Origin of the sequence: Asaia lannensis NBRC 102526, from assembly GCF_024054035.1 — a bacterium.
Taxonomy (GTDB): Bacteria; Pseudomonadota; Alphaproteobacteria; order Acetobacterales; family Acetobacteraceae; genus Asaia; species Asaia lannensis.
On record NZ_JAMXQU010000008.1, the window covers coordinates 22,431 to 47,506 of the forward strand.

23 protein-coding genes are annotated in these 25,076 nt (G+C 59.9%); 16 read left to right on the plus strand and 7 right to left on the minus strand.

Annotated features, from left to right (window positions below):
- Positions 1–83: 83 nt before the first annotated feature.
- Both NF685_RS10785 and NF685_RS10790 read right to left on the minus strand, forming a co-directional pair.
- Complete coding sequence (locus NF685_RS10785; protein WP_252849599.1) at positions 84–530, minus strand: DNA polymerase III subunit chi; 447 nt, start codon at positions 528–530, stop codon at positions 84–86.
- The gene (locus tag NF685_RS10790) at positions 527–2,026 is read right to left on the minus strand and encodes a leucyl aminopeptidase (RefSeq protein ID WP_252849600.1); all 1,500 of its coding nucleotides are present in this window, start codon (positions 2,024–2,026) and stop codon (positions 527–529) included. Before NF685_RS10790 ends, NF685_RS10785 begins: the two co-directional genes overlap by 4 nt.
- A 186-nt stretch (positions 2,027–2,212) precedes the next feature.
- Here NF685_RS10790 and NF685_RS10795 point away from each other — a divergent pair, with 186 nt between their 5' ends.
- Entirely contained in the window at positions 2,213–2,998 is a 786-nt protein-coding gene (locus tag NF685_RS10795; RefSeq protein ID WP_222548306.1) for a sulfite exporter TauE/SafE family protein, read from the plus strand.
- Between the two features lie 134 nt (positions 2,999–3,132).
- Here the strand turns inward: NF685_RS10795 and NF685_RS10800 are convergent, their stop codons facing one another.
- From NF685_RS10800 to NF685_RS10820, 5 genes are read right to left on the minus strand one after another with little or no spacing between them, the layout of a single operon-like run.
- Positions 3,133–3,567: a molybdenum cofactor biosynthesis protein MoaE gene (locus NF685_RS10800; RefSeq protein WP_222548305.1), complete on the minus strand. Its 435-nt coding sequence runs from the start codon at positions 3,565–3,567 to the stop codon at positions 3,133–3,135.
- Positions 3,564–3,806, minus strand: coding sequence for a MoaD/ThiS family protein (locus NF685_RS10805; protein WP_252849601.1), 243 nt, complete (start codon positions 3,804–3,806; stop codon positions 3,564–3,566). Before NF685_RS10805 ends, NF685_RS10800 begins: the two co-directional genes overlap by 4 nt.
- A gap of 32 nt (positions 3,807–3,838) precedes the next feature.
- Positions 3,839–4,315: a cyclic pyranopterin monophosphate synthase MoaC gene (moaC, locus tag NF685_RS10810; RefSeq protein ID WP_222548303.1), complete on the minus strand. Its 477-nt coding sequence runs from the start codon at positions 4,313–4,315 to the stop codon at positions 3,839–3,841.
- A 1-nt stretch (position 4,316) separates the two neighbouring features.
- On the minus strand, positions 4,317–5,357 hold the full coding sequence (moaA, locus tag NF685_RS10815; protein ID WP_252849602.1) for a GTP 3',8-cyclase MoaA: 1,041 nt from the start codon (positions 5,355–5,357) through the stop codon (positions 4,317–4,319).
- Positions 5,347–6,624, minus strand: a complete 1,278-nt coding sequence (locus NF685_RS10820; RefSeq protein ID WP_252849603.1) for a molybdopterin molybdotransferase MoeA — start codon at positions 6,622–6,624, stop codon at positions 5,347–5,349. Before NF685_RS10820 ends, moaA begins: the two co-directional genes overlap by 11 nt.
- Before the next feature lie 585 nt (positions 6,625–7,209).
- On the opposite strand from NF685_RS10820, the gene NF685_RS10825 reads away from it, so the two are divergent.
- From NF685_RS10825 to nuoK, 15 genes are all read left to right on the plus strand, one after another.
- A complete protein-coding gene (locus tag NF685_RS10825) occupies positions 7,210–8,331 on the plus strand; it encodes an HlyD family secretion protein (RefSeq protein WP_252849604.1) in 1,122 nt (373 codons plus the stop codon).
- Positions 8,328–9,908 (plus strand): DHA2 family efflux MFS transporter permease subunit, encoded by a 1,581-nt coding sequence (locus tag NF685_RS10830; RefSeq protein WP_222548299.1) that lies wholly within the window; start codon positions 8,328–8,330, stop codon positions 9,906–9,908. Before NF685_RS10825 ends, NF685_RS10830 begins: the two co-directional genes overlap by 4 nt.
- Positions 9,909–9,970: 62 nt before the next feature.
- Positions 9,971–11,524: an efflux transporter outer membrane subunit gene (locus NF685_RS10835; protein WP_252849661.1), complete on the plus strand. Its 1,554-nt coding sequence runs from the start codon at positions 9,971–9,973 to the stop codon at positions 11,522–11,524.
- Between the two features lie 96 nt (positions 11,525–11,620).
- On the plus strand, positions 11,621–13,123 hold the full coding sequence (zwf, locus tag NF685_RS10840; protein WP_252849605.1) for a glucose-6-phosphate dehydrogenase: 1,503 nt from the start codon (positions 11,621–11,623) through the stop codon (positions 13,121–13,123).
- Between the two features lie 123 nt (positions 13,124–13,246).
- A complete protein-coding gene (locus NF685_RS10845) occupies positions 13,247–15,067 on the plus strand; it encodes a glycoside hydrolase family 15 protein (RefSeq protein ID WP_252849606.1) in 1,821 nt (606 codons plus the stop codon).
- A 266-nt stretch (positions 15,068–15,333) separates the two neighbouring features.
- A complete protein-coding gene (locus NF685_RS10850) occupies positions 15,334–15,789 on the plus strand; it encodes an NADH-quinone oxidoreductase subunit A (RefSeq protein WP_222548295.1) in 456 nt (151 codons plus the stop codon).
- 2 nt (positions 15,790–15,791) lie between these two features.
- On the plus strand, positions 15,792–16,433 hold the full coding sequence (locus NF685_RS10855; RefSeq protein WP_147092016.1) for an NADH-quinone oxidoreductase subunit B: 642 nt from the start codon (positions 15,792–15,794) through the stop codon (positions 16,431–16,433).
- Between the two features lie 13 nt (positions 16,434–16,446).
- A complete protein-coding gene (gene nuoC / locus NF685_RS10860; RefSeq protein ID WP_373317788.1) occupies positions 16,447–18,225 on the plus strand; it encodes an NADH-quinone oxidoreductase subunit C/D in 1,779 nt (592 codons plus the stop codon).
- Complete coding sequence (gene nuoE, locus NF685_RS10865; RefSeq protein ID WP_222548294.1) at positions 18,212–18,721, plus strand: NADH-quinone oxidoreductase subunit NuoE; 510 nt, start codon at positions 18,212–18,214, stop codon at positions 18,719–18,721. Before nuoC ends, nuoE begins: the two co-directional genes overlap by 14 nt.
- Positions 18,721–20,037, plus strand: a complete 1,317-nt coding sequence (gene nuoF / locus NF685_RS10870; RefSeq protein ID WP_222548293.1) for an NADH-quinone oxidoreductase subunit NuoF — start codon at positions 18,721–18,723, stop codon at positions 20,035–20,037. Before nuoE ends, nuoF begins: the two co-directional genes overlap by 1 nt.
- Before the next feature lie 13 nt (positions 20,038–20,050).
- Positions 20,051–22,762: an NADH-quinone oxidoreductase subunit NuoG gene (nuoG, locus tag NF685_RS10875; protein WP_252849607.1), complete on the plus strand. Its 2,712-nt coding sequence runs from the start codon at positions 20,051–20,053 to the stop codon at positions 22,760–22,762.
- A complete protein-coding gene (gene nuoH, locus NF685_RS10880; RefSeq protein WP_222548291.1) occupies positions 22,759–23,721 on the plus strand; it encodes an NADH-quinone oxidoreductase subunit NuoH in 963 nt (320 codons plus the stop codon). Before nuoG ends, nuoH begins: the two co-directional genes overlap by 4 nt.
- 13 nt (positions 23,722–23,734) lie before the next feature.
- Positions 23,735–24,247 carry an NADH-quinone oxidoreductase subunit NuoI gene (nuoI, locus tag NF685_RS10885; RefSeq protein WP_222548290.1) on the plus strand — a complete coding sequence of 171 codons (513 nt, stop codon included), beginning with the start codon at positions 23,735–23,737 and terminating at the stop codon, positions 24,245–24,247.
- A 2-nt stretch (positions 24,248–24,249) separates the two neighbouring features.
- Positions 24,250–24,753, plus strand: a complete 504-nt coding sequence (nuoJ, locus tag NF685_RS10890; RefSeq protein WP_222548289.1) for an NADH-quinone oxidoreductase subunit J — start codon at positions 24,250–24,252, stop codon at positions 24,751–24,753.
- A gap of 1 nt (position 24,754) precedes the next feature.
- Positions 24,755–25,066, plus strand: coding sequence for an NADH-quinone oxidoreductase subunit NuoK (gene nuoK / locus NF685_RS10895; protein ID WP_222548288.1), 312 nt, complete (start codon positions 24,755–24,757; stop codon positions 25,064–25,066).
- Positions 25,067–25,076 lie beyond the last annotated feature (10 nt).

A 25,076-nucleotide genomic window follows, 5' to 3' on the forward strand; every position in this document is an offset into this window, starting at 1 on the left:
GGTGAGCGGCTTGTGAATTCTGAAACATTCGATGTCAGAAAATACCGCTCCAGCTGGCGCAGATGCTGCAGAAAAGCGGCAGGTCAACCGGCTTTCTGCCAGCCGCGCTCGCCCTGCTGCCAGTAGGCCAGATTATGCCCGGCCTGTCTGCTCCTGCTCCAGAATGCGCGTGCCCGGCTGACAGCCTCGGTGTCGTTGCCATCGAACAGGGTAAACACACGGTCGAAAACCTCTATTCCCTGATCGATGCCGCCATCGAGCAGAAACAGGAAGCGGGCCTCGTTGGGAACGTCCTCACCCTTGGTCAGCCAGATCGGCTGTCTGGGTCCATGGCCCATGCTCTGACTACCATGGGGCAGCCAGACAGGGGTTTTCGCTTTCCAGAGCGCCTCGTCGAGCTGCTTGACCTGCGCGGCATCGCGACAGCGTATGACGGCACGCTGTCCCACTTCCAGTGTGCGGCCCAGAAGCGGAGCAAGGGCATCTTCAAGCGTGGTGCGGGTCAGATGATAAAAGCCGATATCGCTCATGAGGCCTTTTCGTCTGTCGTTTCGTGATGACGCACAAGCGCATCGAGCAGACGTACGCCGAAGCCTGTGGCGCCCTTGGGGCATTGAGGCACCGCATCCGAACGCCAGGCAACACCGGCAATATCGAGATGGGCCCAGGGCGTCTCGCCTACGAAGCGGGCCAGGAACTGTGCCGCCGTGATCGAACTGCCGGGACGCCCGGTGATGTTTTTCATGTCCGCAATGTCCGAGCGGAGCTGACGATCATAGGCCTTGCCCATCGGCATGCGCCATACGGCTTCGCCCGTGGTCTCACCCGCTTCGAACAGGGCGCCCGCCAAAGCGTCGTCATTGCTGAACAGGCCAGCGCGTACATGGCCCAGACTGACGACGATCGCACCTGTCAGTGTGGCCAGATCGATCATCAGACGCGGCTGGAAACGCTCTTTCGTATAGGCAAGCACGTCCGCCAGAACCAGTCGCCCCTCGGCATCCGTATTCAGCACCTCGATGGTCTTTCCGGCATAGCTGCGCACCACATCGCCGGGGCGCTGGGCATTGCCCGAAAGCATGTTTTCGACCAGTCCGACCACGCCGATGACATGAAGTCCGGCCTTGCGTCGTGCGACAGCTTCCATTGCCCCGACTACAGCCGCTGCCCCGCCCATATCGGTCTTCATTTCATCCATGCCGGCTGCGGGCTTGATGGAGATACCGCCTGAATCGAACGTTACGCCCTTGCCAATGAAGGCAATCGGGGCATCTTCCGATCCGCGATAGCGCATGATGGCAACGCGGGCCTCCTGATCGCTGCCCTGTGCCACGCCCAGCAGGGCGCCGAAACCCAGTTCGCGCAGTTTGGCAGCGTCGAGAATATCCACTTCGACGCCCAGATCGCGCAGCGTCTCGATACGACGCGCAAATTCAGGCGGTGTCAGCACGTTCGGGGGTTCGCTCACCAGATCGCGTGCGCGGAAAACACCCTGGGCGACAGCCTTGAGGCTCGCCCATTCCTTGCGCGCGGTCTCGGGATTCTCGACGCCGAGATGCAGGCGCTGAAGCTGAGGCGCATTTTCGGGTTCATCGGTATGATAGAGATCGAAGCTGTAGCGTCCCAAAGCGGCACCATAGGCTGCATGTGCGGCATATGCCGCACATGCGCCGGCAAAGGCCAGGTCGGCATGGGCCGTATCGCGTACGGCGCGTGCGGCCTGACCGCCAGCGGCTTCCATCGTCGGAATGTCCAGCTCGTTTTCAGGCCCGCAGCCGATCAGAACGACACGGGCAAGTGCTGCGCAGGGGGCAAGCAGGACGCAGCTCTGATCGCGCTGACCCTTGAAGCGCGAGATCGCGACAGCGCGACGCAGAGCCCCGCCTGTTGCACGGTCAAGATGCGCAAAGGGACCATTGGCGACGTCGAAATCAGGTCCGGTCAGTAGAACGAGTGTCTGCTCGGATTTCGGGACGCCATTGCCCTGAAGAATTGGAAACGGTTCCTGAATCTGGATATCGAGCATGATCTGTCCGGTCTGTGACTGAGAATAGCGCCACTATCGTCAGGCTGCCCGCATAAGGCAAGGCATAGGGTGAATAACAACGATCTATCGTCGTTAAATTAATTCAAACCACTATCAACGTTGATTGTTGTTCGGAAATATGGCCTAGTCGCCCTTCCTTCCCGCGATGCGCATCAAGGCCCCTTCATGTCACTGCTTGCCGATCTGAATCTGCTCTATGTTCTCTCCGGTCTGGGGGTCGGGTTTCTGGTGGGGATGACCGGGGTGGGCGGGGGCTCGCTGATGACGCCGCTGCTCATTCTCCTGTTCAAGGTGCATCCTCAGGCGGCGGTCGGCACTGACCTGCTTTATGCGGCCATCACCAAATCGGTCGGGACGCTGGTGCATGGCCATCGCGGTGCGGTCGAATGGCGTGTCGTGCTGCGTATGCTGGCGGGCAGCCTGCCTGCCACGCTGATCGCGCTGCTGTTTCTGCACTGGTATGGCAGCCCGTCTCACGACACGACGAAACTGGTTTCGACGGCGCTCGGTGTTGCATTGCTGATTACGGCCCCGAGCGTGTTTTTCCGCAAGGAATTGCAGGCCTGGTCCCATCGTAACGCCGGAGAGCTCTCGCCTCGTATCGCTGCGATCCTGACTGTCGTGCTCGGCGCGGTGCTCGGTGTGATGGTAACATTGTCTTCTGTCGGTGCAGGGGCGATCGGCATGACCGTTCTGATTCTACTCTATCCCTCGCTCAGCACGGCACGTCTCGTCGGGTCGGATATTGCCCATGCCGTGCCGCTGACGCTGATTGCAGGCATGGGGCACTGGTGGCTGGGTGCGGTGAAAATCCCCATGCTCGTTTCGCTGCTTTGCGGATCGATCCCCGGGATCGTGCTGGGCAGTCTGTGCGTCGGACAGGTTAATGAGCGCGTGCAACGCTCCGTTCTGGCTGCGGTGCTGTTTATCGTCGGCTGGCGCCTGATCTGATCGTTGCGATCTGCATGCTCTGATGTGGTGCGCCCAATAGCTGCACGCTGGTTACTGCACGTCCGATAACTGCCTGTCCGATAACTGCACGTCGGCAAAGGGTGCGCCCGGCATCAGGAACGGCCCCGTTCGGCTCAGTCCGCTGGGGGCACGTCATGGCAGGCAATCCATTCTGACTGCCCGTCTGCATAACGCTCGCGTTTCCAGATCGGCACGCGTCTCTTGATGTCGTCTATCACGAACCGGCACGCCTGAAAGGCCGCGTCGCGATGGGCCGCAGCCACACCGATCCATACGGCCATATCCCCGATGTCGAGGCTGCCGAAACGATGAATGGCCGATGCCGCGATAATATCGAAACGATGTTCTGCCTCGCGCAGAACGGCCAGCGCCTCAGCCTCTGCAAGGGGACGATAGGCCTGATAGTCGAGTCCGAGCACGGCGCGGCCTTCGCTGTGATTACGCACCCACCCTTCGAAGCTGCAATAGCCGCCCGCCTCGTCGCGACGCAGTGCCTCGGCGAAATCGGTGGGATCGATGGGAGATTCGGTGAGGTGAAACGCGCTCATCCGCCCGATACCGGCGGAATGAATACGATATGATCGCCGTCTTCCGGCAAGCGACCCCAGACAGAGAACGCGCCATTGACCGCGACGCGCAGACGCGCTCTCGGCAGGCTGAAACCATGGGCGATGGCAAGGTCGTCATAGAGCATGGCGAGTGTATCTGCTTCGGTCTCGATGGTTTCCGTAGTGCACTTCGCTTCATCGCGCAGGGCAGCAAAATATTCCAGAGTGACCCGTTTCATGTCATCAGGCTTCCCTGTTGTGCAACGGCGTGTCACGCAGCATTGAAATCGCGCTTGCCGCCGCTTTTCCCCATGAGACGGACATCATAAATCACCATGTCGTGGCTAAGTGCCTTGCACATGTCATAGAGCGTGAGTGCTGCAACTGTGGCACCGGTCAGGGCCTCCATTTCCACGCCCGTCTTGCCTTCGCATTTCACCGTGCAATCGATAATGGCATCGCATGCCTCGATGGTGATCTCGACGCGGCATCCCGTGAGGGAAAGCGGATGACAGAGCGGGATAAGCTGTGCCGTTGCCTTGGTGCCCATGATGCCTGCAAGCTGCGCAACGGTCAGCACGGCGCCCTTGCTTGTCATGTAGCCCGCATCGGCCAGGGTCCTGGCAACATCGGGCGGAAAACGCAGCCGCGCCTGTGCGTGGGCTTCGCGCTTCGTCACGCTCTTATTGCCAATCTCGACCATACGGGGCCGTTCACCATTGGCATCCACATGGGACAGGGCAGTCATATCAGCCTCCGATATAGTACATCTCGATGCGTGTATCGCCATCCGGCATGTCCGTCAGCTTCGTTTGCGCGTCAGGGTGTCGTTGCTCACTATAGCGATCGGTACGATCCTTCCAGATATTGCGCAGCAGGCCGTCAAGTGCGTCATCGGTCGGTGAGGCAAGGGCAGGGCGCAGATCCGTGCCCTTGCTGGCAAACAGGCAGGTGTAAAGCTGCCCTTCCGAGGACAGACGCGCACGCGAGCAGTCGCCGCAGAACGGCGCGGTGACCGATGAAATAAAGCCGATTTCTCCACCGCCATCGGTAAAGCGATAGCGTGTGGCAACCTCTCCCGGATAGCGCGCCGCAAGCGCCTCTACCGGCCAGCGCGCGGCGATGCGCTCCAGCAGGACGGATGACGGCACGACGGCACTCTGGGACCAGTGATTACGCGTGCCGACATCCATATATTCGATAAAGCGCAGCGTAACGCCCGTATGGCGAAAACGCTCGACCAGAGGCAGGACTTCGCTTTCATTGATGCCGCGCTGTATGACGGCATTGATCTTGATCCCCCCGGGAAAGCCGCGCGCCACCGCTGCATCGATTGCTGCCAGAACCGTTTCGACCACGGCGCGACCGCCGCTCATATGGCTGAACACGCTGGGGTCGAGTGCATCGAGACTGATGGTAAGGCGCGTCAGACCGGCCGCGTGTAACGCATCGAGATGACGCTGAAGCAACACGCCGTTGGTTGTAAGCGCCACATCCTCGATGCCCGGTATGGCGACGAGACGTTCGATCAGATGGGGCAGGGCAGGGCGCAGAAGCGGTTCGCCCCCTGTCAGGCGCAGCTTGCTGACGCCAGAACGCGCCGCAGCCCGTGCAATACGCTCTATCGCCTCGAAATCCAGACGCTCGGCCGGGTCGAGAAAAGTGAAATCGTCATGAAAGACCGATTGCGGCATACAATAGGGGCAGCGGAAATTGCAGCGATCCATCACCGATATGCGCAGATCGTGCCATGGACGCCCGAACGCATCGCGCAGCGTGTCACCACTCATGAAAGGTCACGATATCACCTGCCTGCAAGGGCCTGTCTCCCGGTGGCAGGCTGACGATGCCGTCCGTCATGCCGAGCCGGTTGAAATCGCCGGACGTGGGCATGGGGTGAGGCGTGGCGCGCATCGATCCTGTCCCGTCGCTTTGCAGCTGCACCGGAACGAGCCGGGTCATGCCTGACAGGGGAGCAAGAGCCTCACTGAGAACCACCCTGCGGGTCGATAGGGCGTGATCCTGTGCGCGCAGCAGGGCCGGAACGACATGACGACTGCAGCATGCCAGAGCGGAAACCGGATTGCCCGGCAGGGCGAAGACAGGCTGACCTTTGTCCGAAACGCCGAACCAGAACGGTTTGCCGGGGCGTTGCGCGACTTTGTGGAACACATTGCGGACATTGAGTGCGGCAAGGGCTTTCGGAACGAAATCGAACTGCCCCATGGACACGCCGCCGCTGATAACCAGCACATCATGTGTTTCAAGCACCTCACGGAAATGATCCGTGACCGCAGCGAGATTGTCCGGCACGAGAGAAAGGCTTTGCAGTGTGAAGCCCTTTCTGCTGAGCGAGGCGGAGATCGCATATTCATTGGAGCGTCTGATCTGCCATGCCTGAACGGGTTCATCCGGCGCGACGAGCTCGTCGCCTGTCGAGATGATGGCGATCGAAGGGATTATCGCGACACGCGGCTCGGCAACGCCGTTGGCCGCAAGAATGGCCAGGTCGGGCGGCGAGAGACGTATGCCTGCGTTCAGGAGCACGGTTCCCGCGGCGCAATCTGACCCTTCGGAATGAATATGCTGCCCCTTGCGCGGATGTACGCCGTCCTCGAGCCGGATGATCGTACCATGCGTCCCCTCGGTGAGGTCGTAATCCTCACGCGGGATCACCGTATCGGTCCCGTGCGGAAGAACAGAGCCGGTCATGACAGCGATCGCTGCAGGCAGCGGCGCGTTTTCAGACGTCACGATTGTTCGGAGATCGAGGGGCGGCCTGCCGGCAGGCTGTGTGGCAGCCAGAACGAAGCTATCCGGTATTTCCTGCTTCCGGGTTCGCTGTCCCTGGGCCTGTGCCCCTCGGGTGTCCTGCCATCGAATGGCGATGCCATCGAGAATGACCCGATCATATGGCGGCAGGGCGCGTTCTGCCCTGATCTCCTGACGCAGGATTCTCCCGGCACTGTGCAGGAGCGATACGGTTTCGGATCCGAAAGGCGCAAGAGCCTCGCCGATGAGGCGGTCGGCAGTCTCGATGCTCAGCAAATCGTGCATGAAAGGTTTTGTCCGATTCCTCACAGATACAAACGCCCGTTCATCGACCCGGATGACGGCGTGCCATCGCCCTATCGTGGCGATGGAAGAGCGGAACGGCAACAGGCCGAGATGATTTTGCGGCACCTTGTGAACGCGGTATGGCCGGGAGGCCGACTACCCGCCTTGTGGCTTTTCCGTAACAGAAGAGAACGATACTCCCCTGAAGGCGCAGTCTTCGGCAACCGGTCGTCCGCGATATGTTTATGGTTCTCCGGTGAGCGGTGTTCCGCCACCTGTCTGAACCGGTGCCTGTATAACGGGTGCCTGTATGTTGAACGGAGCGATAGCGGGTTTCCGCACGCGCGTTACAGCCATCAGAGGCGCAACGTTTTGGTCGGTAATCCGCCCAGAGGAAACGCACGGGATACGTGATGTCGGATGCGGGACATTGTCTGCAACAGATGATTGATGACCCGGTCGAGCTATGCTAGTCCATGACCGAACCGAACGGTCATTTTCAGCCTAGGCGAAGAGAATTCGGGGTCACAGAGCCAAAAACTGAGTTGCCATACGCGAGGGCGGGGCAACGCCGAGAGGATGCACATGGCGCAGGGCGACGAGCAGGATAATCGCGCATCGCAGGGTGATGACGGTAAGAACGACAAGCAGGACAAGAAAAACGGGGGCAAGAAGCGTAGCCCCCTTTTGCGTGTTATCCTGATTGTTGTCGTCATTGTCGTGGCGATCGCCTGGATCGCGTACTGGTTGCTGACACGCAACCAGATCGAAACGGACGATGCCTACACGGCAGGCCGCAAGGTGGCGATTGCGCCCCATGTGAATGGCTATGTTACCCAGCTGCTGGTGAACGACAACCAGTTCGTCCATGCCGGTCAGCTTCTGGTCAAGATCGATGACCGCGACTACATCGCCTCGCTGCACAAGGCAGAAGCCAGCATCGCGCAGGCTCAGGCCAATTTCGCTGCAGCGACGCAGATGGTGATGGTGGCGCAGCAGAACTTCCCCGGTCGCCTGATTGCGGCAAAGGGCGCTCTGGCTTCGGCGCAGGCGCAGCTCTTCAAGGCCGAGACGGATTATCGTCGCCAGCACAGCGTTTCGCGCGCTGCCACGACGCAGCAGGACATCGACTACTCCAAGGCGGCACTCGATCAGGCCCACGCCGAAGTCATGCGCGCCGAGGGTGAGTTGCAGCAGGCGACGCCGGTCAAGCCCAACATCGAAAACCAGCAAGCCACGATGAAGCAGCAGAACGCTGCCCTCAAGGCGGCCGAGGCCGATCTGGTACAGGCACAGCTGAATTACGGCTGGACTGAAGTGCGCGCGCCGCATGATGGCTGGATTTCGCAGCGTAATGTCGAGCAGGGCGATTTTGTCCAGACCGGGCAGAAGCTGTTCTCCGTGGTCGAGCCTGAAGTCTGGGTGGTTGCGAATTACAAGGAAACGCAGATCCAGAAGATGCGCCCCGGACAGAAGGTCGAGATCGAGGTCGATGCCTATCCGAACCTGACGCTGCACGGCCATGTGGATTCCATCCAGCTCGGTGCGGGCGCGGCATTCAGTGCATTCCCGCCCGAGAACGCAACGGGCAACTTCGTGAAGATCGTCCAGCGCGTACCGGTCAAGATCCTGATCGATAGCGGGCTCGATCCCAATGTTCCCCTGCCGCTTGGTGTCTCCGTCGTGCCGACGGTGACCGTCCCATGAGCGACGCGTCCAGCGATAGCAACCATTCCGACTGGAAGCCCAAAGCCAACCCCTGGTTGATTGCAGTGGTTGTGACGCTGGGCGCTTTCATGGAGGTGCTCGACACCACCATTATCAACGTGGCGCTTCCGCATATTTCGGGTGCGCTTGGCAGTTCCTATGACGATGCCACATGGGCGCTGACCTCCTATCTGGTGGCGAACGGCATCGTGCTGACCATCTCGGCATGGTTCGGCAAGCTTCTGGGGCGCAAGCGCTACTTCCTGATCTGTATCGCCATGTTCACGGTCTCGTCCTTCCTGTGCGGATTGTCGACGAGCCTGCCCATGCTGATCATTTTCCGCCTCATGCAGGGTTTCTTCGGCGGCGGTTTGCAGCCAAATCAGCAATCCATCATCCTGGACACCTTCCCGCCTGAAAAACGCGGTGCGGCGTTCGGTCTGACCGCCATTGCCACCATCGTGGCCCCGATCCTGGGCCCGCTTCTGGGTGGCTATCTGGTCGATAATTATTCATGGCGCTGGATTTTCTACGTCAACGTGCCTTTCGGCATTCTGACGCTGATCGGCGTTTCGGCGCTTGTCGAGGATCCGCCATGGGAAAAGCAGAAGCGCGAGAAAGTCGACGTTATCGGTATCTGTCTGATTTCACTCGGTCTCGGCTGTCTCGAAGTCATGGCCGATCGTGGCGAGGATGACGACTGGTTCGGCTCCACCTTCATCATCACCATGGCCGCACTCGGCGTGGCCGGTATCGTGGGCGCGGTCATTTGGCTGCTACGTGCCAAAAACCCGCTTCTGAACCTTGCGATTTTCAAGGACCGCAATTTTGCGGTCGGCACGTTCCTGATGGCGATGGTAGGTGGTCTGCTCTATGCCTCGGCGATCATCGTGCCTCAGTTCGCCCAGCAGGTACTCGGTTATACGGCAACGATTTCGGGCGAAGTGCTCGCGCCGGGCGGTGCGGTGATTATCTGTCTGATTCCGATTGTGGGAAAACTCATGGGCTTCATTCAGGTGCGCAACCTGATTGCCTTCGGGTTTTTCCTGATGGGATTGGCCATGTTCTATTCGGCTCATCTGGTGCCTACAACGAGCTACGCGCATCTGGTGGAGTATCGTATCTTCCAGACGTCGGCTCTGGCTTTCCTGTTCGTGCCGATTTCGACCATTGCCTATTCCACACTGCCCAAAGAGCTGAATTCCGATGCCTCGGCCATGTTCAGCATGTCGCGTAACTATGTGGGCTCGCTGGCCATTTCGCTGGCCACAGCGGCAATTACCGAGACCAAGCAGATCCGTCAGAACTATATGGCGCACTGGTCGTCGGACTATAATGCCAACGGGCAGGATTACCTGAATACCGTCCAGAAGGTCGCGACCGATTCCGGGTTGACCCAGTCGGCAGCGCATCAGTTCGCGATCCATAGCTACTATCAGAATTTCATGCAGCAGATCTCCATGGTGGCCTATAACCAGACCTTCATGGTGATTGGCATCATGGCATTCTTCGTTGTGCCCTTCTGCTTCCTGCTGTCCCCGGTGGCCAAGAAAGGCCCGGCCGGAGGTGCCCATTGATGACCCGTTTCACGATTTCCCGGAGCCATGAATTGAAGACTGGCCGTTCTCCGCGTGCGCTCATGCTTTGCGGCGCGTCACTTGCCATGGCCATTACCCTGCCAGGATGCGTCGGGTCGAAATACCACAAGCCCGATCTCTGGTCCCCCAGCCAGTACGACATGCATGCTCATGCAGGGCAGGCGGGCAGCCAGACAACGCCGGATGCGCCGGACCCGAGCTGGTGGAAGGTCTTCAACGACCCGACCCTGACCTCGCTCGAAACGCGTCTGGCCACGCAGAACCTCGATATCCAGCGCGCTACGGCCCAGCTGGCGCAGAGCCGCGCCCAGCTGCTGATGGCTGGTGCGGAGCGTTTCCCCGGTCTTTCTGCCAGCGGCTCATACACCCGCTCGCAATACAGCACCAAAACGCTTCAGCGCATCCTGTCGGGCATTTCCAAGGAAAATTCCGCAGCACTCGGTCAGCAGAATGCCAATCTGCTCGACCAGAGCGTTGGCGCAGCGACGATCCCGGTGCTGAACCAGTGGAAATATTCGATCGACGCGCAATACGAGGTCGATCTCTGGGGGCGTGTCGCACGTCAGTACGAAGCAGCCAAAGCCGATCTTCAGGCCACGGATGAAGAGCGTCGTGGCGTTCTGATCGCGCAGCAGGCCGATATGGCCAATGATTACCTCACTCTGCGCGGTCTGCAGGAACAGCTGCGTATCACCCAGGCCAATCGCGATACGCAGGCACAAACCCTGTCTCTGGCGAAAGAGCGTCAGAAAACGGGTCTCGTGACAGAGCTCGACGTAACAAGCGCAGAAAGCCAGCTCGATTCCACAACCGCCCAGATCGCCCAGATCGAGCAGCGTATCGAGCAGCAGATCAATGCCATAAGCCTGTTGCTCGGATCGCCGCCGGGCACGCTCAATGACGAGCTGACCCGTACGGCGGGTATTCCGGTCGTGCCGCCGCGCGTACCGGTCGGTGTCCCGTCCGAACTGGCCCAGCGTCGCCCCGATATACGTCAGGCCGAGGCCCAGCTTCATGCGGCGGTTGCGAATGTGGCCGAGGCAGAAGCCGAGTTTTATCCCAAGGTTACACTCAACGCGGATTTCGGCCTCCAGTCCCTGTCGTTCCGCGATCTCGGCTTCTGGAATGCGCGGGCCTGGAATCTCGGTCCGTCGATCTCCCTGCCTATCTTCCAGGGCGGCAGATTGCGCGGCCAGTTGATGCTCAACCGCTATGCCCAGAAGGCAGCGGCGATCACCTATCGTGAGACCGTGCTCACGGCATGGCGCGATGTCGATAACGCGCTGATCGCCTATCGTGACGAGCAGCGTCGGCGCGATGGTCTGCAGGCTGCCGTTTCAGCCGGTGAACATGCGCTGCGTCTGGCGCAGGATCAGTATCGCAGCGGTCTGACCACCTATCTCAATGTGTTGTCTGCCCAGCGCGATCTGCTGTCTGCCCAGCTTCAGCTGGCTGACAGCACCACCACCATCGCCAGCAATCTCGCGCATTTGTACAATGCACTTGGTGGCGGGTGGGAAACGCAGTTTCCGCAAGACGAGCCTGAGGATTCCACTGTTCGTCAGCTGGGCGGGGACAGTCCCCGTCACGGCTGATCACGTTATTGTTTGAGATCGCGAAAATAATTAGGCGATCTATTGGGGTCGGTTAAGCTTTTCCATTCTGCTCATTGGGACAGATGGAGAAGCACCATGCCGGCATCGACTGACCAGCTTAAGGCAACCCTCAGCCAGGCTTCCGCGCGGACCTGCAAGCTGGTCATATTCGGAGCCGGCGGCGATCTGACACGCCGTCTGCTGCTCCCCTCGCTTTACGATCTGGCCGCTTCTGACGCGTTGCCTTCCGCATTCGGCATTGTCGCGATAGACCGCGCCGAACGAACGGGCGAGGACTGGGCCGCGCATCTGTTCTCCCTTGCAGAGCAGGACGCCAAAGACCCCTCTGCCGAATTTTCCTGTCCTCAGCTCGATCGTGCTTTGTGGGACAAGGTTACGCGTAATGTGCAGTATATCGCGGGCGATTTTACGCAGCCTGCGCTTTTCACCACTTTGCGCGATGTGCTGGGCGAGAGCGATGCCATTTTCTATTGTGCCGTCGCAGCAAGGTTTTTTGCGCCCATCGCAACGGCGCTGGGTGAGGCCGGACTGCTTGAGGAAGAGGGGCGGTTCAGACGTATCGTGATCGAAAAGCCCTTCGGTCACGATCTGGCCTCGGCACGCGTGCTGGATGACGTGCTGAGACATCAGGCGAAAGAAAGCCAGATCTACCGGATCGATCATTTCATGGGCAAGGAGGCCAATCAGGGCATTCTGGTGGCCCGGTTCTCCAATGTGCTGTTCGAGCCGATCTGGCGGCGGGAATATATCGACCACGTGCAGATCACGGCGGCAGAGACGATCGGTGTGGAGAGCCGCGGTGCATTCTATGAGCAGACCGGTGCCTTGCGCGACATGGTGCCCAATCACCTGTTCGTTCTGCTCAGTCTGATCGCCATGGAGCCGCCTGCCTCGCTCGAGGCCGAGGCCATAAGGCAGGAGAAGACACGCCTGCTGCAGGCGATACGGCCGATACGCCCGCAGGATTATGTCCGGGGTCAGTATGTTGCTGGCGATATCGAGGGTATTGCATCGGTCGATTATCGCGATGAGCCGGGTGTGGCTGCAGATAGCTGCACCGAAACCTATGCGGCCATGCGGCTCGATATCGATAACTGGCGCTGGGGTGGCGTGCCCTTTTATCTGCGCACGGGCAAACGCATGAAGGCGCGTCGGACCGAGATCAACATCGTCTTCAAAAAGCCGCCTTACGCGCTGTTCGATCAGGATATGAACGATCCGCGCACAGGCAATGTCATACGTTTCCTGCTCGATCCTGTGCGTGGCGTCTCGATCTGCTTCGATGCCAAGCAGCCCGGTCTGGGCGAGGTGATCGCCCCGGTCAATACGCGCTTTCTCTATGATGATTTTTTCAGGAAGGCGCCCAATGTGGGTTACGAAGCCCTGCTTCATGACTGCATGGCGGGCAATCAGATGCTCTTCCAGAGTGCCGGGACGATCGAGGCGGCTTGGGCTGCGATCGATCCAGTCGTCAATATCGGGTCGACGCCGTCGTTTTATCCTGCCGGTTCCCAGGGGCCAGCCGAGGCAGATGCCCTTCTGGCGCGAGACGGACGCCAGTGGATTGCCGTGACGTAAATTGGACAAGATCGTGCTGTGTCCTGAGTGCGCTTCCTGCCAGGCAGGGGGGCTGGCAGCAGGCGGGCAGCACTTCATTCAGTATCCTGCAAAAGCTTCGGGTCGAAAGTATAGCGAATGAGTATGGCAATCGAGAATCATGCCGTGATCGGCGATCTGCGTACGACGGCGCTTGTGGCGCTCAATGGATCGATCGATTTCATGTGCTGGCCCCGTTTCGACAGTCCGAGCGTGTTCGCGTCGCTCCTTGAGCCGAGCGCCGGGTTTTTCGAACTGGCGCCCGTGCTGGAGGGGGGACGTTTCAGGCAGTTCTATGTGCCGGATACGAATGTCCTGCTGACGCGCGTTCTCTCTCCGGAAGGCGTGAGCGAGATCTCGGATTTCATGACACTCGCGCCCGACTATCCCGAGCAAAGGGTAATCCGGCGTGTGAAAGCCGTTCGCGGCACGCTGAAATTCAGACTGCATTGTGCGCCGCGCTTCGATTATGCCCGTACGGGGCACAAGGCGCGCGCGCTCAGTGACCGGGTCATCCTTTTCGAGCCCGAAGGCGATCATCTGCCCTCTCTGCGCATCAGCTCTACCATTCCCATGCAGATCGTGGATGGCGATGCCTGTGCGGAATTCGTGCTGGAGCTGAATGACACGGCTATCTTCATGCTCGACAGCGTGACGACGGATGAAAATCTATGCCTTGAGGATCACTGGTCCTCCAATGCGTTCAAGGCGACGTGCAACTACTGGACCGACTGGGTGGCGCGTGCCCAGTATCACGGTCGCTGGCACGGGCACATCACGCGTTCGACCCTCGCGCTCAAGCTGCTGACCTCTGCGGAATACGGATCGATGGTGGCGGCCGCGACCTTTGGCCTGCCCGAAGACCCCGGAGGTGTGCGCAACTGGGATTACCGTTACTGCTGGATCCGCGATTCCTCCTTCATGGTCTATGCCTTCATGAAGACGGGCCATACTGAAGAGGCTACGGCGTTCATACGCTGGCTGCATGAGCGACGTCTCGACGCCCGACCGGGCGAGGCGCGCCTGAAGGTCATGTATGCGATCGACGGTCAGGCTTTCGTGCCGGAAACGGATCTGACGCATTTCAGAGGGTTCAGGGACTCGCGTCCGGTCCGTATCGGCAATGGGGCCGAAGACCAGCTTCAGCTCGATATCATCGGCGAGATGATGGATGCCGTCTATCATGCCGACCGGCATTGCGAACGCATCAGCTGGAAAGCCTGGGAGTCCATTGCAGAGGGGATCGACTGGTTGTGTACGGCCTGGAACCAGCCCGACGAGAGTATATGGGAGGTACGCGGCGGGAAAAGACACTTCCTGTTCTCGCGTATCATGTGCTGGGTTGCTCTGGACCGCGCCATAAGAATGTCGGAAGAACGCGGACTTCCGGCACGAATTGCAGTATGGGTGCGTGAACGAAATTCCATATACATGGACGTACAGAATAATTTCTGGAATGAAGATCTTCAGTACTATGTGCAGTACAAGGGCGGTACCGCAATCGACGCGTCATGCCTGCTCATGCCGCTCATGGGATTCATAGGCGATCACGATCCGCGCTGGCAGGCAACGCTCAGGGCGGTCGGTGACCAGCTGCTCGATGACAGCCATGTCTTTCGCTACCACGTGGCCGAGGGTGACAACGATGACGGGCTGGAAGGTCGTGAAGGCACATTTACCATGTGTTCGTTCTGGTACATCGAATGTCTTGCGCGCTCGGGCGATCTGCTGATGGCGCGTTTCCTGTTCGACAAGACCCTGTCCTACGCCAATCATGTCGGGCTTTTCTCGGAAGAAATCGGCCCGGCGGGCGAGCATCTGGGCAATTTCCCGCAGGCTTTCACGCATCTGGCGCTGATCAGGGCGGGGCAATATCTGGATCAGGCACTGTCTCACAAGGATGCGGGCAGGGACCCGGGGAGTTGAGAACAAGTATCAACAAGTCATCCCGAATGGGGGAGAATGATTGATATCGCGTTGATAATGAATATCAACAAAAACAGGACTGTTCAAATACTGATAATCACGGGTTCGTGTGCTCCCTTTGAGGTGATAGGCAGGGACTTGATGTGATGCTAGGCATTGGCGCAGAAAAAAACCTCACGACCACTGGCTTTTTAGTTCCAGACCGGTGTTACACGCCGTGATGGAACGCAGGCCTTTGGTCCCGTCGGGAATAGGTGGTTGCGCCAGTGTCTCAGTTTCTCGCAGATCATGCTTTAGCGATCTACGTGGCCTTTACGGTCATTTTCCTTTGCATCGTGGTGGCGCTGTCAGCTGCTCTTGGCCCTCGTCGTGTTGGTGCGGCACGTGGCCGCTCCATGAGCCTTCCTTATGAATCGGGCATTCTGTCCACCGGTTCGGCGCGTATCCGCCTGCCGGTGCAGTATTATCTGCTCGCCGTTTTCTTCGTCATTTTCGACGTGGAGGGCGTGTTTATCTATTCATGGGCTCCGGTGGTGGTTGAGGCCGGTTGGGCTGCCTTCATCTCGGTTGCGACCTTTGTCGTCTTTCTGACGCTCGCCCTGGTTTATCTCTGGCGCAGCGGTGCCCTCGAATGGGGCCCCAAGCACCGCCGCATGCCGGTCAAGGTGCCGCCCAACTCCCCCGTTGAACTTGTCAAAATCCCCGAGCGCGAGGTCGTATAACGATGACTTGGACTCTTACCTCCGCCGTCGGCGAACCCCGTCTGCAATCTCCTGAAGATCTTCTGGCGCACGAGGACGTGCGCCGTAACCTTGTTGTGGGCAAGCTTCAGGATTTCATCTCCTGGGGGCAGAAGAACTCGGTCTGGCCGTTCAACTTCGGCCTGTCCTGCTGTTACGTGGAAATGGCGACGGCCTTCACCAGCCGTTACGACATTGCCCGTTTCGGCTCCGAGGTGCTGCGTGCTACCCCGCGTGAAGCCGATCTGATCGTGATTGCGGGCACCGTGTTCCGCAAGATGGCCCCTATCGTGAAGTATCTGTACGACCAGATGCTGGAGCCGCGCTGGGTTATCTCGATGGGCTCCTGTGCCAATTCGGGTGGCATGTACGACATCTACAGCGTCGTACAGGGCGTCGACAGCTTCCTTCCGGTCGATGTGTATGTGCCGGGCTGCCCGCCGCGCCCCGATGCGCTGCTCGAAGGGCTGATGCTGCTTCAGGATTCCATCGGCAAGCAGCGCCGTCCGCTCAGCTGGATGGTGGGTGATCAGGGTGTGACCAAGGTCACGCCTCCCAGCATGCGCGACCTCAAGCGTGAAGAGCGCATGGCGGTCACCAAGCTGCGCACGCCCGACACGATCTGAGGAGCCGGCAGCAATGAGCGAAGTTTTCGACAACAGCCGGGCAGCAGGCATAGGCACGGGCAGCATGGGGGCGGCAGTGGCCGCTTTCCCGCCGCACATGATCATGATGGAAGAGGCCACCCGCGACGGCGTGCCGACCTTCTGGGTGTCGCGTGGCCAGATTCGCGCCGTGCTCCAGGCCGTCAAGGCCGGTGGCGCGCTGCGTATGCTGCTCGACCTGACCTGTGTGGATGAGCGTCAGCGCATTCATCGCGACGGTCTTCCGGCATCCGATTTTACGGTTGTCTATCACATCCAGTCTTTCGACGGTCCGATCGACGAAGTGCGTTTCAAGGTGCCTCTGGCAGCCGATGACGCGAATATCGCCTCGATTACCGATATCTGGCCCAACTCGAACTGGCTCGAACGCGAAGCCTGGGATCTGTTCGGCGTTGTCTTCGAAGGGCACCCGCATCTCTCGCGCATTCTGACTCCGCCCACATGGGTCGGTCACCCGCTGCGCAAGGATCATTACGCCCGTGCCACCGAGCGTCCGCCTTATACGCTCTCCGAAGACCAGGTTTTCGACGAGCAGGAAGCACTGAGGTTCGACCCCGAAGCCTGGGGCATGAAGCGCCATTCCGACAACAGCGACTTCATGTTCCTCAATCTTGGCCCGAACCATCCTTCGGTGCATGGCGTGTTCCGCGTCGTGCTTCAGCTGGAAGGCGAGTTCATCGTCGATGCCGTGCCCGATATCGGGTTCCATCATCGCGGTGCCGAGAAAATGGCCGAGCGCCAGACCTGGCACAGCTACATCCCCTATACCGACCGTATCGACTATGTCGGCGGGGTGATGAACAACTTCCCGTACGTGATGGGTGTCGAGAAGCTTGCGGGCATCACGGTGCCGCCGCGCGCGCAGCTTATCCGCATCATGCTGGCCGAGTTCTTCCGTATTTCCAGCCATCTCGTGTTCTACGGAACCATGGTGCAGGATCTCGGTCAGCTCTCGCCGGTGTTCTATATCTTCACCGATCGCGAGCGTGTTTTCGAGATCATCGAAAAGATCTGCGGTTTCCGCATGCATCCGGCCTTCTTCCGCATCGGCGGTGTGGCCATGGATCTGCCGGAGGGCTGGGATGGCGAGGTGCGCGCTTTCCTCGACTACCTGCCCAAGCGTCTGGACGAGTACAACGAACTCGTCATGAAGAATCCGATCTTCAAGGCCCGTACCAAGGGGGTAGGTGTTTACAATACCGAAGAGGCGATCGACTGGGGTGTGACGGGTCCGGGGCTGCGCGCCACGGGTCTCGAATGGGATTACCGCCGCAAGGCGCCCTACTCGGGCTATGACCAGATCGATTTCGATATTCCGACCGCCGTCAACGGCGATTGCTATGACCGCGCTGCGGTGCATATCGAAGAGATCCGCCAGAGCCTGCGCATCATCCGCTACTGCCTCGATAACATGCCGGGCGGTCCGTACAAGGCCGAGCATCCACTGGCCGTTCCGCCGCCGAAGCCGCGCACGATGCATGACATCGAGACGCTCATCCATCACTTCGTGGGCGTCAGTTGGGGGCCGGTCATTCCGCAGGGCGAAGTGCGCTCCTGCATTGAGGCGACCAAGGGCCTTAACCAGTATTACCTTGTGAGCGATGGCGGCACGATGTCCTACCGGACGCGTATCCGCACACCGTCGTTCATTCATCTGCAACAGCTTCCGATGCTGTCACGCGGCACCATGATTGCCGATCTGATCGCCATCATCGGAAGCATCGATTTTGTGATGGCCGATGTCGACCGCTGAACTTACGGCGCAGGACGCCGAACTCCCCAAGGATCTCGTCGATACGTTCATCGACATGGCGGCCCATGAGCATCATCCGCGTGGCGCCGCTATCGAGGCGCTGCGTCTGGTGCAGGAACGCTTTGGCTGGATCAATGACGCGCATCTTGCCCAGACGGCACGTATTCTGGGCATGTCCCAGGCCGATCTGGACGGGATTGCCACCTACTTCAACCTGCTGTTCCGTAAGCCGGTCGGCAAGAACGTGGTCATGCTGTGTGACTCCGTTTCCTGCTACATCATGGGCGCCGAGCAGACGCGCGAGCGTCTGTGCAAGAAGCTGGGCGTGAAAATGGGCGAGACGACGCCGGATGGTGAATTCACCGTTCTGCCCATCGTCTGCCTCGGCCACTGCGACCATGCGCCGGCCATGCTGGTCGGCAAGGACCTGTTCGGTCCTGTCCGTCCGGAAGATATCGACGGCATCATCGACGACATTCGGGCGAGGAAGAAGTGATGACTGGTCTCAACCCCGAAAAGCAGCCGCTTCTGGCGCTCGTCAACCGCGAGACACCGCTCGATCCGGCTGGCTACGACAAGAAGGGTGGATGGCGCGGTCTGCGTCGCGCCCTTGGCATGAGCCCCGCGGAGATCATCACCGAGGTGACGGACTCCAAGCTGCGCGGACGCGGCGGCGCCGGGTTCAGTACCGGCATGAAATGGAGCTTCGTTCCCAAGGAATCCTCGAAGGATCGCCTCAAATACATCGTCGCCAATGGTGACGAGATGGAGCCGGGCACCTTCAAGGATCGTATCCTTGTCGAGGGCAACCCGCTCCAGCTTATCGAAGGCATGATCATCTCGGCCTATGCCATTCAGGCGCGGCACGGCATCATCTTCCTGCGCGGCGAGTATCATCTAGGTCTGGAGCGTCTCCAGCAGGCGGTCATTCAGGCGCGTGAGGCTGGTTTCCTCGGGAAAAACATCCTCGGTTCCGGCTTCGATTTCGACCTGCATGTCCATCCCTCCGCCGGACGCTATATCTGCGGTGAGGAAACGGCCCTGATCACGGCGCTGGAAGGCCGCCGCGCCAACCCGCGTGCCAAGCCGCCATTCCCGCAGATCGGCGGTCTGTGGGGCGCGCCGACGGTCGTGAACAATATCGAGACCTTCAGCAACATCCCGCATATTCTGGCCAACGGCACGGAATGGTATCTCGGGCTCAGCGCCTGCGTCGATGGGGGCACCAAGCTCTACGGTGTCAGCGGTCGCGCCAAGCGTCCGGGTGTGTTCGAACTGCCTCTGGGCACGTCGCTCGGTGTGATCCTGAACGAATGTGCTGGCGGCATGCAGGACGGTTACAAGCTGCGTGCCTTCCTGCCCGGTGGCGCCTCGACCGCGTTCCTCGGGGCCGAACACGCTGATATCATCATGGACTACCCGACGCCGGAAAAGGCGGGCAGCCGCCTCGGTACGGGTCTGGCCATTCTGCTCGATGACAAGACCAGCCCGATCGGGATGATCCGCAATCTCGAGCATTTCTTTGCGCAGGAATCCTGTGGCTGGTGCACGCCCTGTCGTGATGGCCTGCCCTGGGTCGAGCGTCTTCTGATCGCCATCGAGGAAGGGCGCGGCACACAGGAGGATATCGATCGCCTCCATGATGCTGCCCGTCTGATCGGCCCGATGGGGCGCACGTTCTGCGCCCATGCACCGGGTGCGATTGCGCCTCTGGCCAGCGGCCTGAAGATGTTCGCCGAGGATTTCCAGCGACTGGTTAGCAAGCCCACCTCCGGCACCGCAGCGAGCGGCGCCGCAGGGCAGGCGGCGTAGGAGGAACGGCCCGATGGCAAAAATCGTAATCGACGGCCGCGAGGTTGAAGCACGTTCAGACGTGAACCTTCTGCAGGCCTGTCTCGAGGCAGGGGAAGACCTGCCCTATTTCTGCTGGCACCCGGAGCTCGGGTCTGTCGGTGCGTGCCGTCAGTGCGCCGTCAAGCAATATGCCAATGCCGACGACACGCGCGGTCGTATCGTCATGGCCTGCATGACGCCGGTGACAGAAGGCGCGATCATCTCGGTTGCTGATCCCGAAGCCAAGGAATTCCGTGGTGAGGTGGTCGAGTGGCTGATGACGAACCATCCGCATGACTGCCCGGTCTGTGAAGAAGGCGGCGAGTGCCACCTTCAGGACATGACCGTCATGACCGGTCATCGCGAGCGCCGCTATCGCTTCGACAAGCGTACGCACAACAATCAGGATCTCGGTCCTTTCGTGAAACACGAAATGAACCGCTGCATTGCGTGCTATCGTTGCGTGCGTTTCTATCGCGATTATGCGGGCGGCCAGGATCTGGGCGTGTTTGCCTCGCATAACAACGTCTATTTCGGCCGTCATGAGAGCGGTACGCTGGAGAGCCCCTTCTCGGGCAACCTCATCGAGGTGTGCCCGACCGGCGTGTTTACCGACAAGCCGTTCTCCAAGATGTACAGCCGCAAATGGGACATGCGCGGCGCGCCGTCCGTCTGTTCCAACTGTGCGACGGGCTGCAACACGATCATCAACGAACGCGCCGGCAAGGTCCGCCGCACGCTCAACCGCTACAATGATGAAGTGAACCGCTACTTCCTTTGCGATCGCGGTCGCTTCGGTCATGGCTGGGTCAATGCCCCCACCCGTCTGCGTTCGGCTGGGTATGTCATCGATGGCGACATGACGCCGGTCCCGGCTCAGGCCGCTCTGGATCATTTCGGCAAGATCGCAGCCTCCGGCAAGCTGGTGGGTATCGGATCGCCGCGTGCCTCGCTGGAATCCAACTACGCTCTGCGCAAGCTGGTCGGTGCCGAGAATTTCTCCACCGGTATGGCCGAGCCGGAGCACGGGCTGGTCATGCTCGCTGCGTCGCTGATGCGTGTCAGTCCGGCACGCATCGCAACCATGCATGAGATGGAAACAGCCGATGGCGCGCTGATCCTGGGTGAGGATGTTTCGGCAACTTCACCGCGCATGAGTCTGGCGCTGCGTCAGATCAAGCGTACGGCCTTCAACAAGGCTGCCGATCAGGCGCGTGTCCCGCACTGGATGGACGCTTCGGTGCGTACGCTCGGACAGGACACCATCTCGCCGCTCTTCGTGGTGTCTCCCACGGTGACCGATCTGGATGGTTTCGCGCAGGACGCGATCCGCGCCATGCCCGAAGATGCAGCACGTCTCGGCTTTGCCATCGCGCATCGCATCGACTCTTCCGCTCCTGACGTGACGGGCCTGAGCGATGCGGAAGGCGAGGCAGCTACACGCATTGCCGAAGCCCTCATGGCAGCCGAAAAGCCGCTTCTGGTATCGGGCCTGCAATACGCGTCCGCAGCTTTGCTTCAGGCAACAGCGAATATTGCTTCGGCTCTCGCGGCCAAGGGCAAGACGCCGCTTATCAGCTTCGTTCTTCCCGAAGCCAACTCCATGGGTCTCGCGCTCATGGGGGGGCTCTCGCTCGACGAGATCGGGGCACGTGCAACCGATGCCACGCTTATCGTGCTCGAAAACGACCTGAGCCGTCGTCTCGATCCGGCCCGTTTCAACGCGCTGGTGGACAGAGCGGCCAATCTCGTCGTGCTCGACCATTCGGTGACGCCCACAGCGATCCGTTCCCAGGTAACCTTCCCCGCGTCAGCCTATTCCGAAGCGGATGGCACGCTGGTCAGCGCCGAGGGTCGTGCCCAGCGTTTCCTGCAGGTGGTCTATCCCGATGCACCGCTTCAGGCGAGCTGGCGCTGGATTGCCGATATGGCGCAGGCGGCAGGCTTCAATCATGTGCAGCCCTGGGCCAAGCTGGACGATCTGATTGCTGAGATCGCCATCGAGATGCCGGTTTTCGCTCTTGTTCCCGAGGCGGCTCCCGGTGCGGATTACGAGCTTGAAGGCACGCCGTTGCGTAGCCAGACGCATCGCGTGAGCGGACGCACGGCCATTCGTGCCAATATCAGCGTGCGCGATATTCCGCCGCCGAGCTCGCCGGACACACCGTTGCACTCCACGATGGAAGGCTCCTACAGCACCGACATGCCCGGTACGCTCATACCGTTCTATCAGGTGCCCGGCTGGAACTCCGAACAGTCCCTGAACCGTTTCCAGCAGGAAATCGGCGGCAAGATGCGCGGCGGCGATTGCGGCGTGCGTCTGGTCGAGGGGGCCGCCAATGGGGCGGGTTCCTATGCCATGGACATTCCTTCGGCCTTCGCCCCGCGTGCAGGCCAGTTCATGCTCCTGCCAGAAGCTCGCGTGTTCGGTACGGATGAAATGAGCATGATGGCCCAGCCGATTGCCGAGCGCGCCGCACCTGCAGTTGTGCGTATCGGTGGGGATGTGGCTGAGGGCGCGCAGGTCCGCCTCATGCTGGATGGCGAGATCTTCACGGTCGATGCCGTGTCCGATCCGAACCTGCCTGCAGGTGTCGCCACCTGTCCTCCGCATATGGTGTCCCGCTCCTGGTCGGCTCCGGGCTGGGTCTCTCTTGAAATTACGGCGCCTGCCGAGCGTGTTGGAACGGAGAGCGCGGTATGATGCCCATCGTGTGGCCAATTCTTGTGATAGTCGTGACCGTCTTTGGCGTTCTCGGCGTCGCTGCGGTCTCGACCATGCTGGAACGCCGCCTTCTCGGCGTGTTTCAGGATCGTCCCGGCCCGAACCGCGTAGGTCCGTTCGGCCTGTTCCAGGTCATCGCTGATGCGATGAAAATGCTGTTCAAGCAGGACTGGATTCCGCCCTTTGCGGACAAGCCGGTCTTTCTTGTGGCTCCCATCATCGGCTTTCTGGCCGTTCTGCTCTGCTTTGCGGTCGTCCCCATCACGCCTATCTGGAGCGTCGCGGGCGATCTGAACGTCGGTCTGCTCTTCATTTTCGGTATGCTGGGGCTTGGCGTCTATTCGGTGGTTCTCGCCGGATGGTCGTCCAACAACAAATACGCCCTGCTCGGCGGTATGCGTGCCGCGGCCCAGATGATCTCCTATGAGGTTTTCATGGGGCTCTCGGTCATGGGTGTGGTGATTGCAGCCGGGTCGTTCAGCCTCCGCGATATCGTGGATGCACAGACCCATGGCTGGTTCATCATCCCGCAATGCCTGGGTGCCGTTATTTTCCTGCTTGCCGGTATTGCTGAAACGCATCGTCTGCCTTTCGATTTTCCGGAAGGCGAAAACGAAATCGGTGCAGGCTTTCATACCGAATATTCGGGCATGAAATTCGGCATGTTCTATCTTGCCGAATATGCCGGCGTTGCGCTCAGCTCCGCCCTGATCACCACGCTTTACCTTGGTGGCTGGCATGGCCCGTTCCTGCCGCCTTTCCTGTGGTTTGCGATCAAGGTTTTCCTGCTGATCTGCTTCTATATCCTGCTGCGTGCAGCACTGCCCCGTCCTCGTTACGACCAGCTGATGTCCTTCGGCTGGAAGGTGCTGCTGCCGCTGTCTCTTCTTAACATTCTGGTCACCGGCGCGGTCGTTCTGCTGCGCGCGGGCGTCTGAGAGGGGGCGCGCCATGCTTGGTATTCTCCGCACCATATGGATGACGTTCCTGCACGTGTTTCATCGCAATGAAACCGTGCAGTATCCGGACGTCAAACCGTACCTGTCCCCCCGCTATCGCGGTCGTATCGTTCTCACCCGCGATCCCAGCGGTGAAGAGCGCTGCGTGGCGTGCAATCTCTGCGCGGCAGCCTGCCCGGTGGATTGCATCAGCCTGCAGAAAGGCGAGAAGGAAGGACGCTGGTATCCGGAATTCTTCCAGATCAATTTCTCACGCTGCATTTTCTGCGGTTTCTGTGAGGAAGCCTGCCCGACCTATGCCATTCAGCTCACGCCCGATTTCGAGATGAGTGAATATGTGCGCCAGAACCTGGTTTACGAGAAGGAAGATCTCCTGATCAGCGGACCCGGCAAGGTACATGATTACAGCTTCTATAATGTGTCGGGGCTCAAGATCCCGGGCAAGAATAAAGGTGAAGCCGAAAATGAAGCCAAGCCTATCGACATTCATGCACTGATGCCCTGATCATGAATATCATGCTTGAACTCTATGGGTTGATCGCCATCGGCGCGACTGCGTTGGCGATTACTCGCACCATCCCCGTGCACGGCCTGCTTTATCTTGTCGTGTCTCTTCTGGCGCTTGCCTGCATGTTCGAACAGCTTGGCGCACCTTTTGCCGCCATGCTCGAAATCATCGTCTATGCCGGCGCGATCATGGTCCTGTTCGTCTTCGTGGTCATGATGATCAATCTCGGCCAGCCGGACCAGCTTCGTGAAAAAGGCTGGTTTGCCGGTGGCGCCTGGGTCGGACCGGGCGTGATCACGCTGATGCTCATGGGCCTGCTGATCTATGGCGTAACCCACAGCACCATGGCGGTGGGCACGGTAGGCGCGCCGATCGGTCCCAAGGCAGTCGGCCTGACGCTTTACGGACCCTATATCCTGACCGTCGAGCTCTCCTCTTTCCTGCTTCTGGCAGGTCTTGTGAGCGCCTATCACATCGGCCGCCGGATCGGAGGGAAATCCTGATATGACTGCTGCCGATCCCAATGGCGCGCTCATTGTCGCCGTCATACTCTTTTCACTCGGAGCGTTGGGCGTTCTCGTGCGCCGCAACCTGCTCTTCATGCTGATGTCGACCGAAATCATGCTTAATGCCGCGTGCCTCGCGTTCATCGCGGCGGGCACACGCTGGCATATGGCAGACGGTCAGGTCATGTTCATGATGGTGGTCGCTTTTGCCGCAGCAGAATCTGCTGTCGGTCTCGCCATTATCCTGCGCATGCATGCAGCCGGACGCTCCACGCTTGATGCCGATACCGGCAACCGTCTGGGGGGTTAGTCTCGTGGCC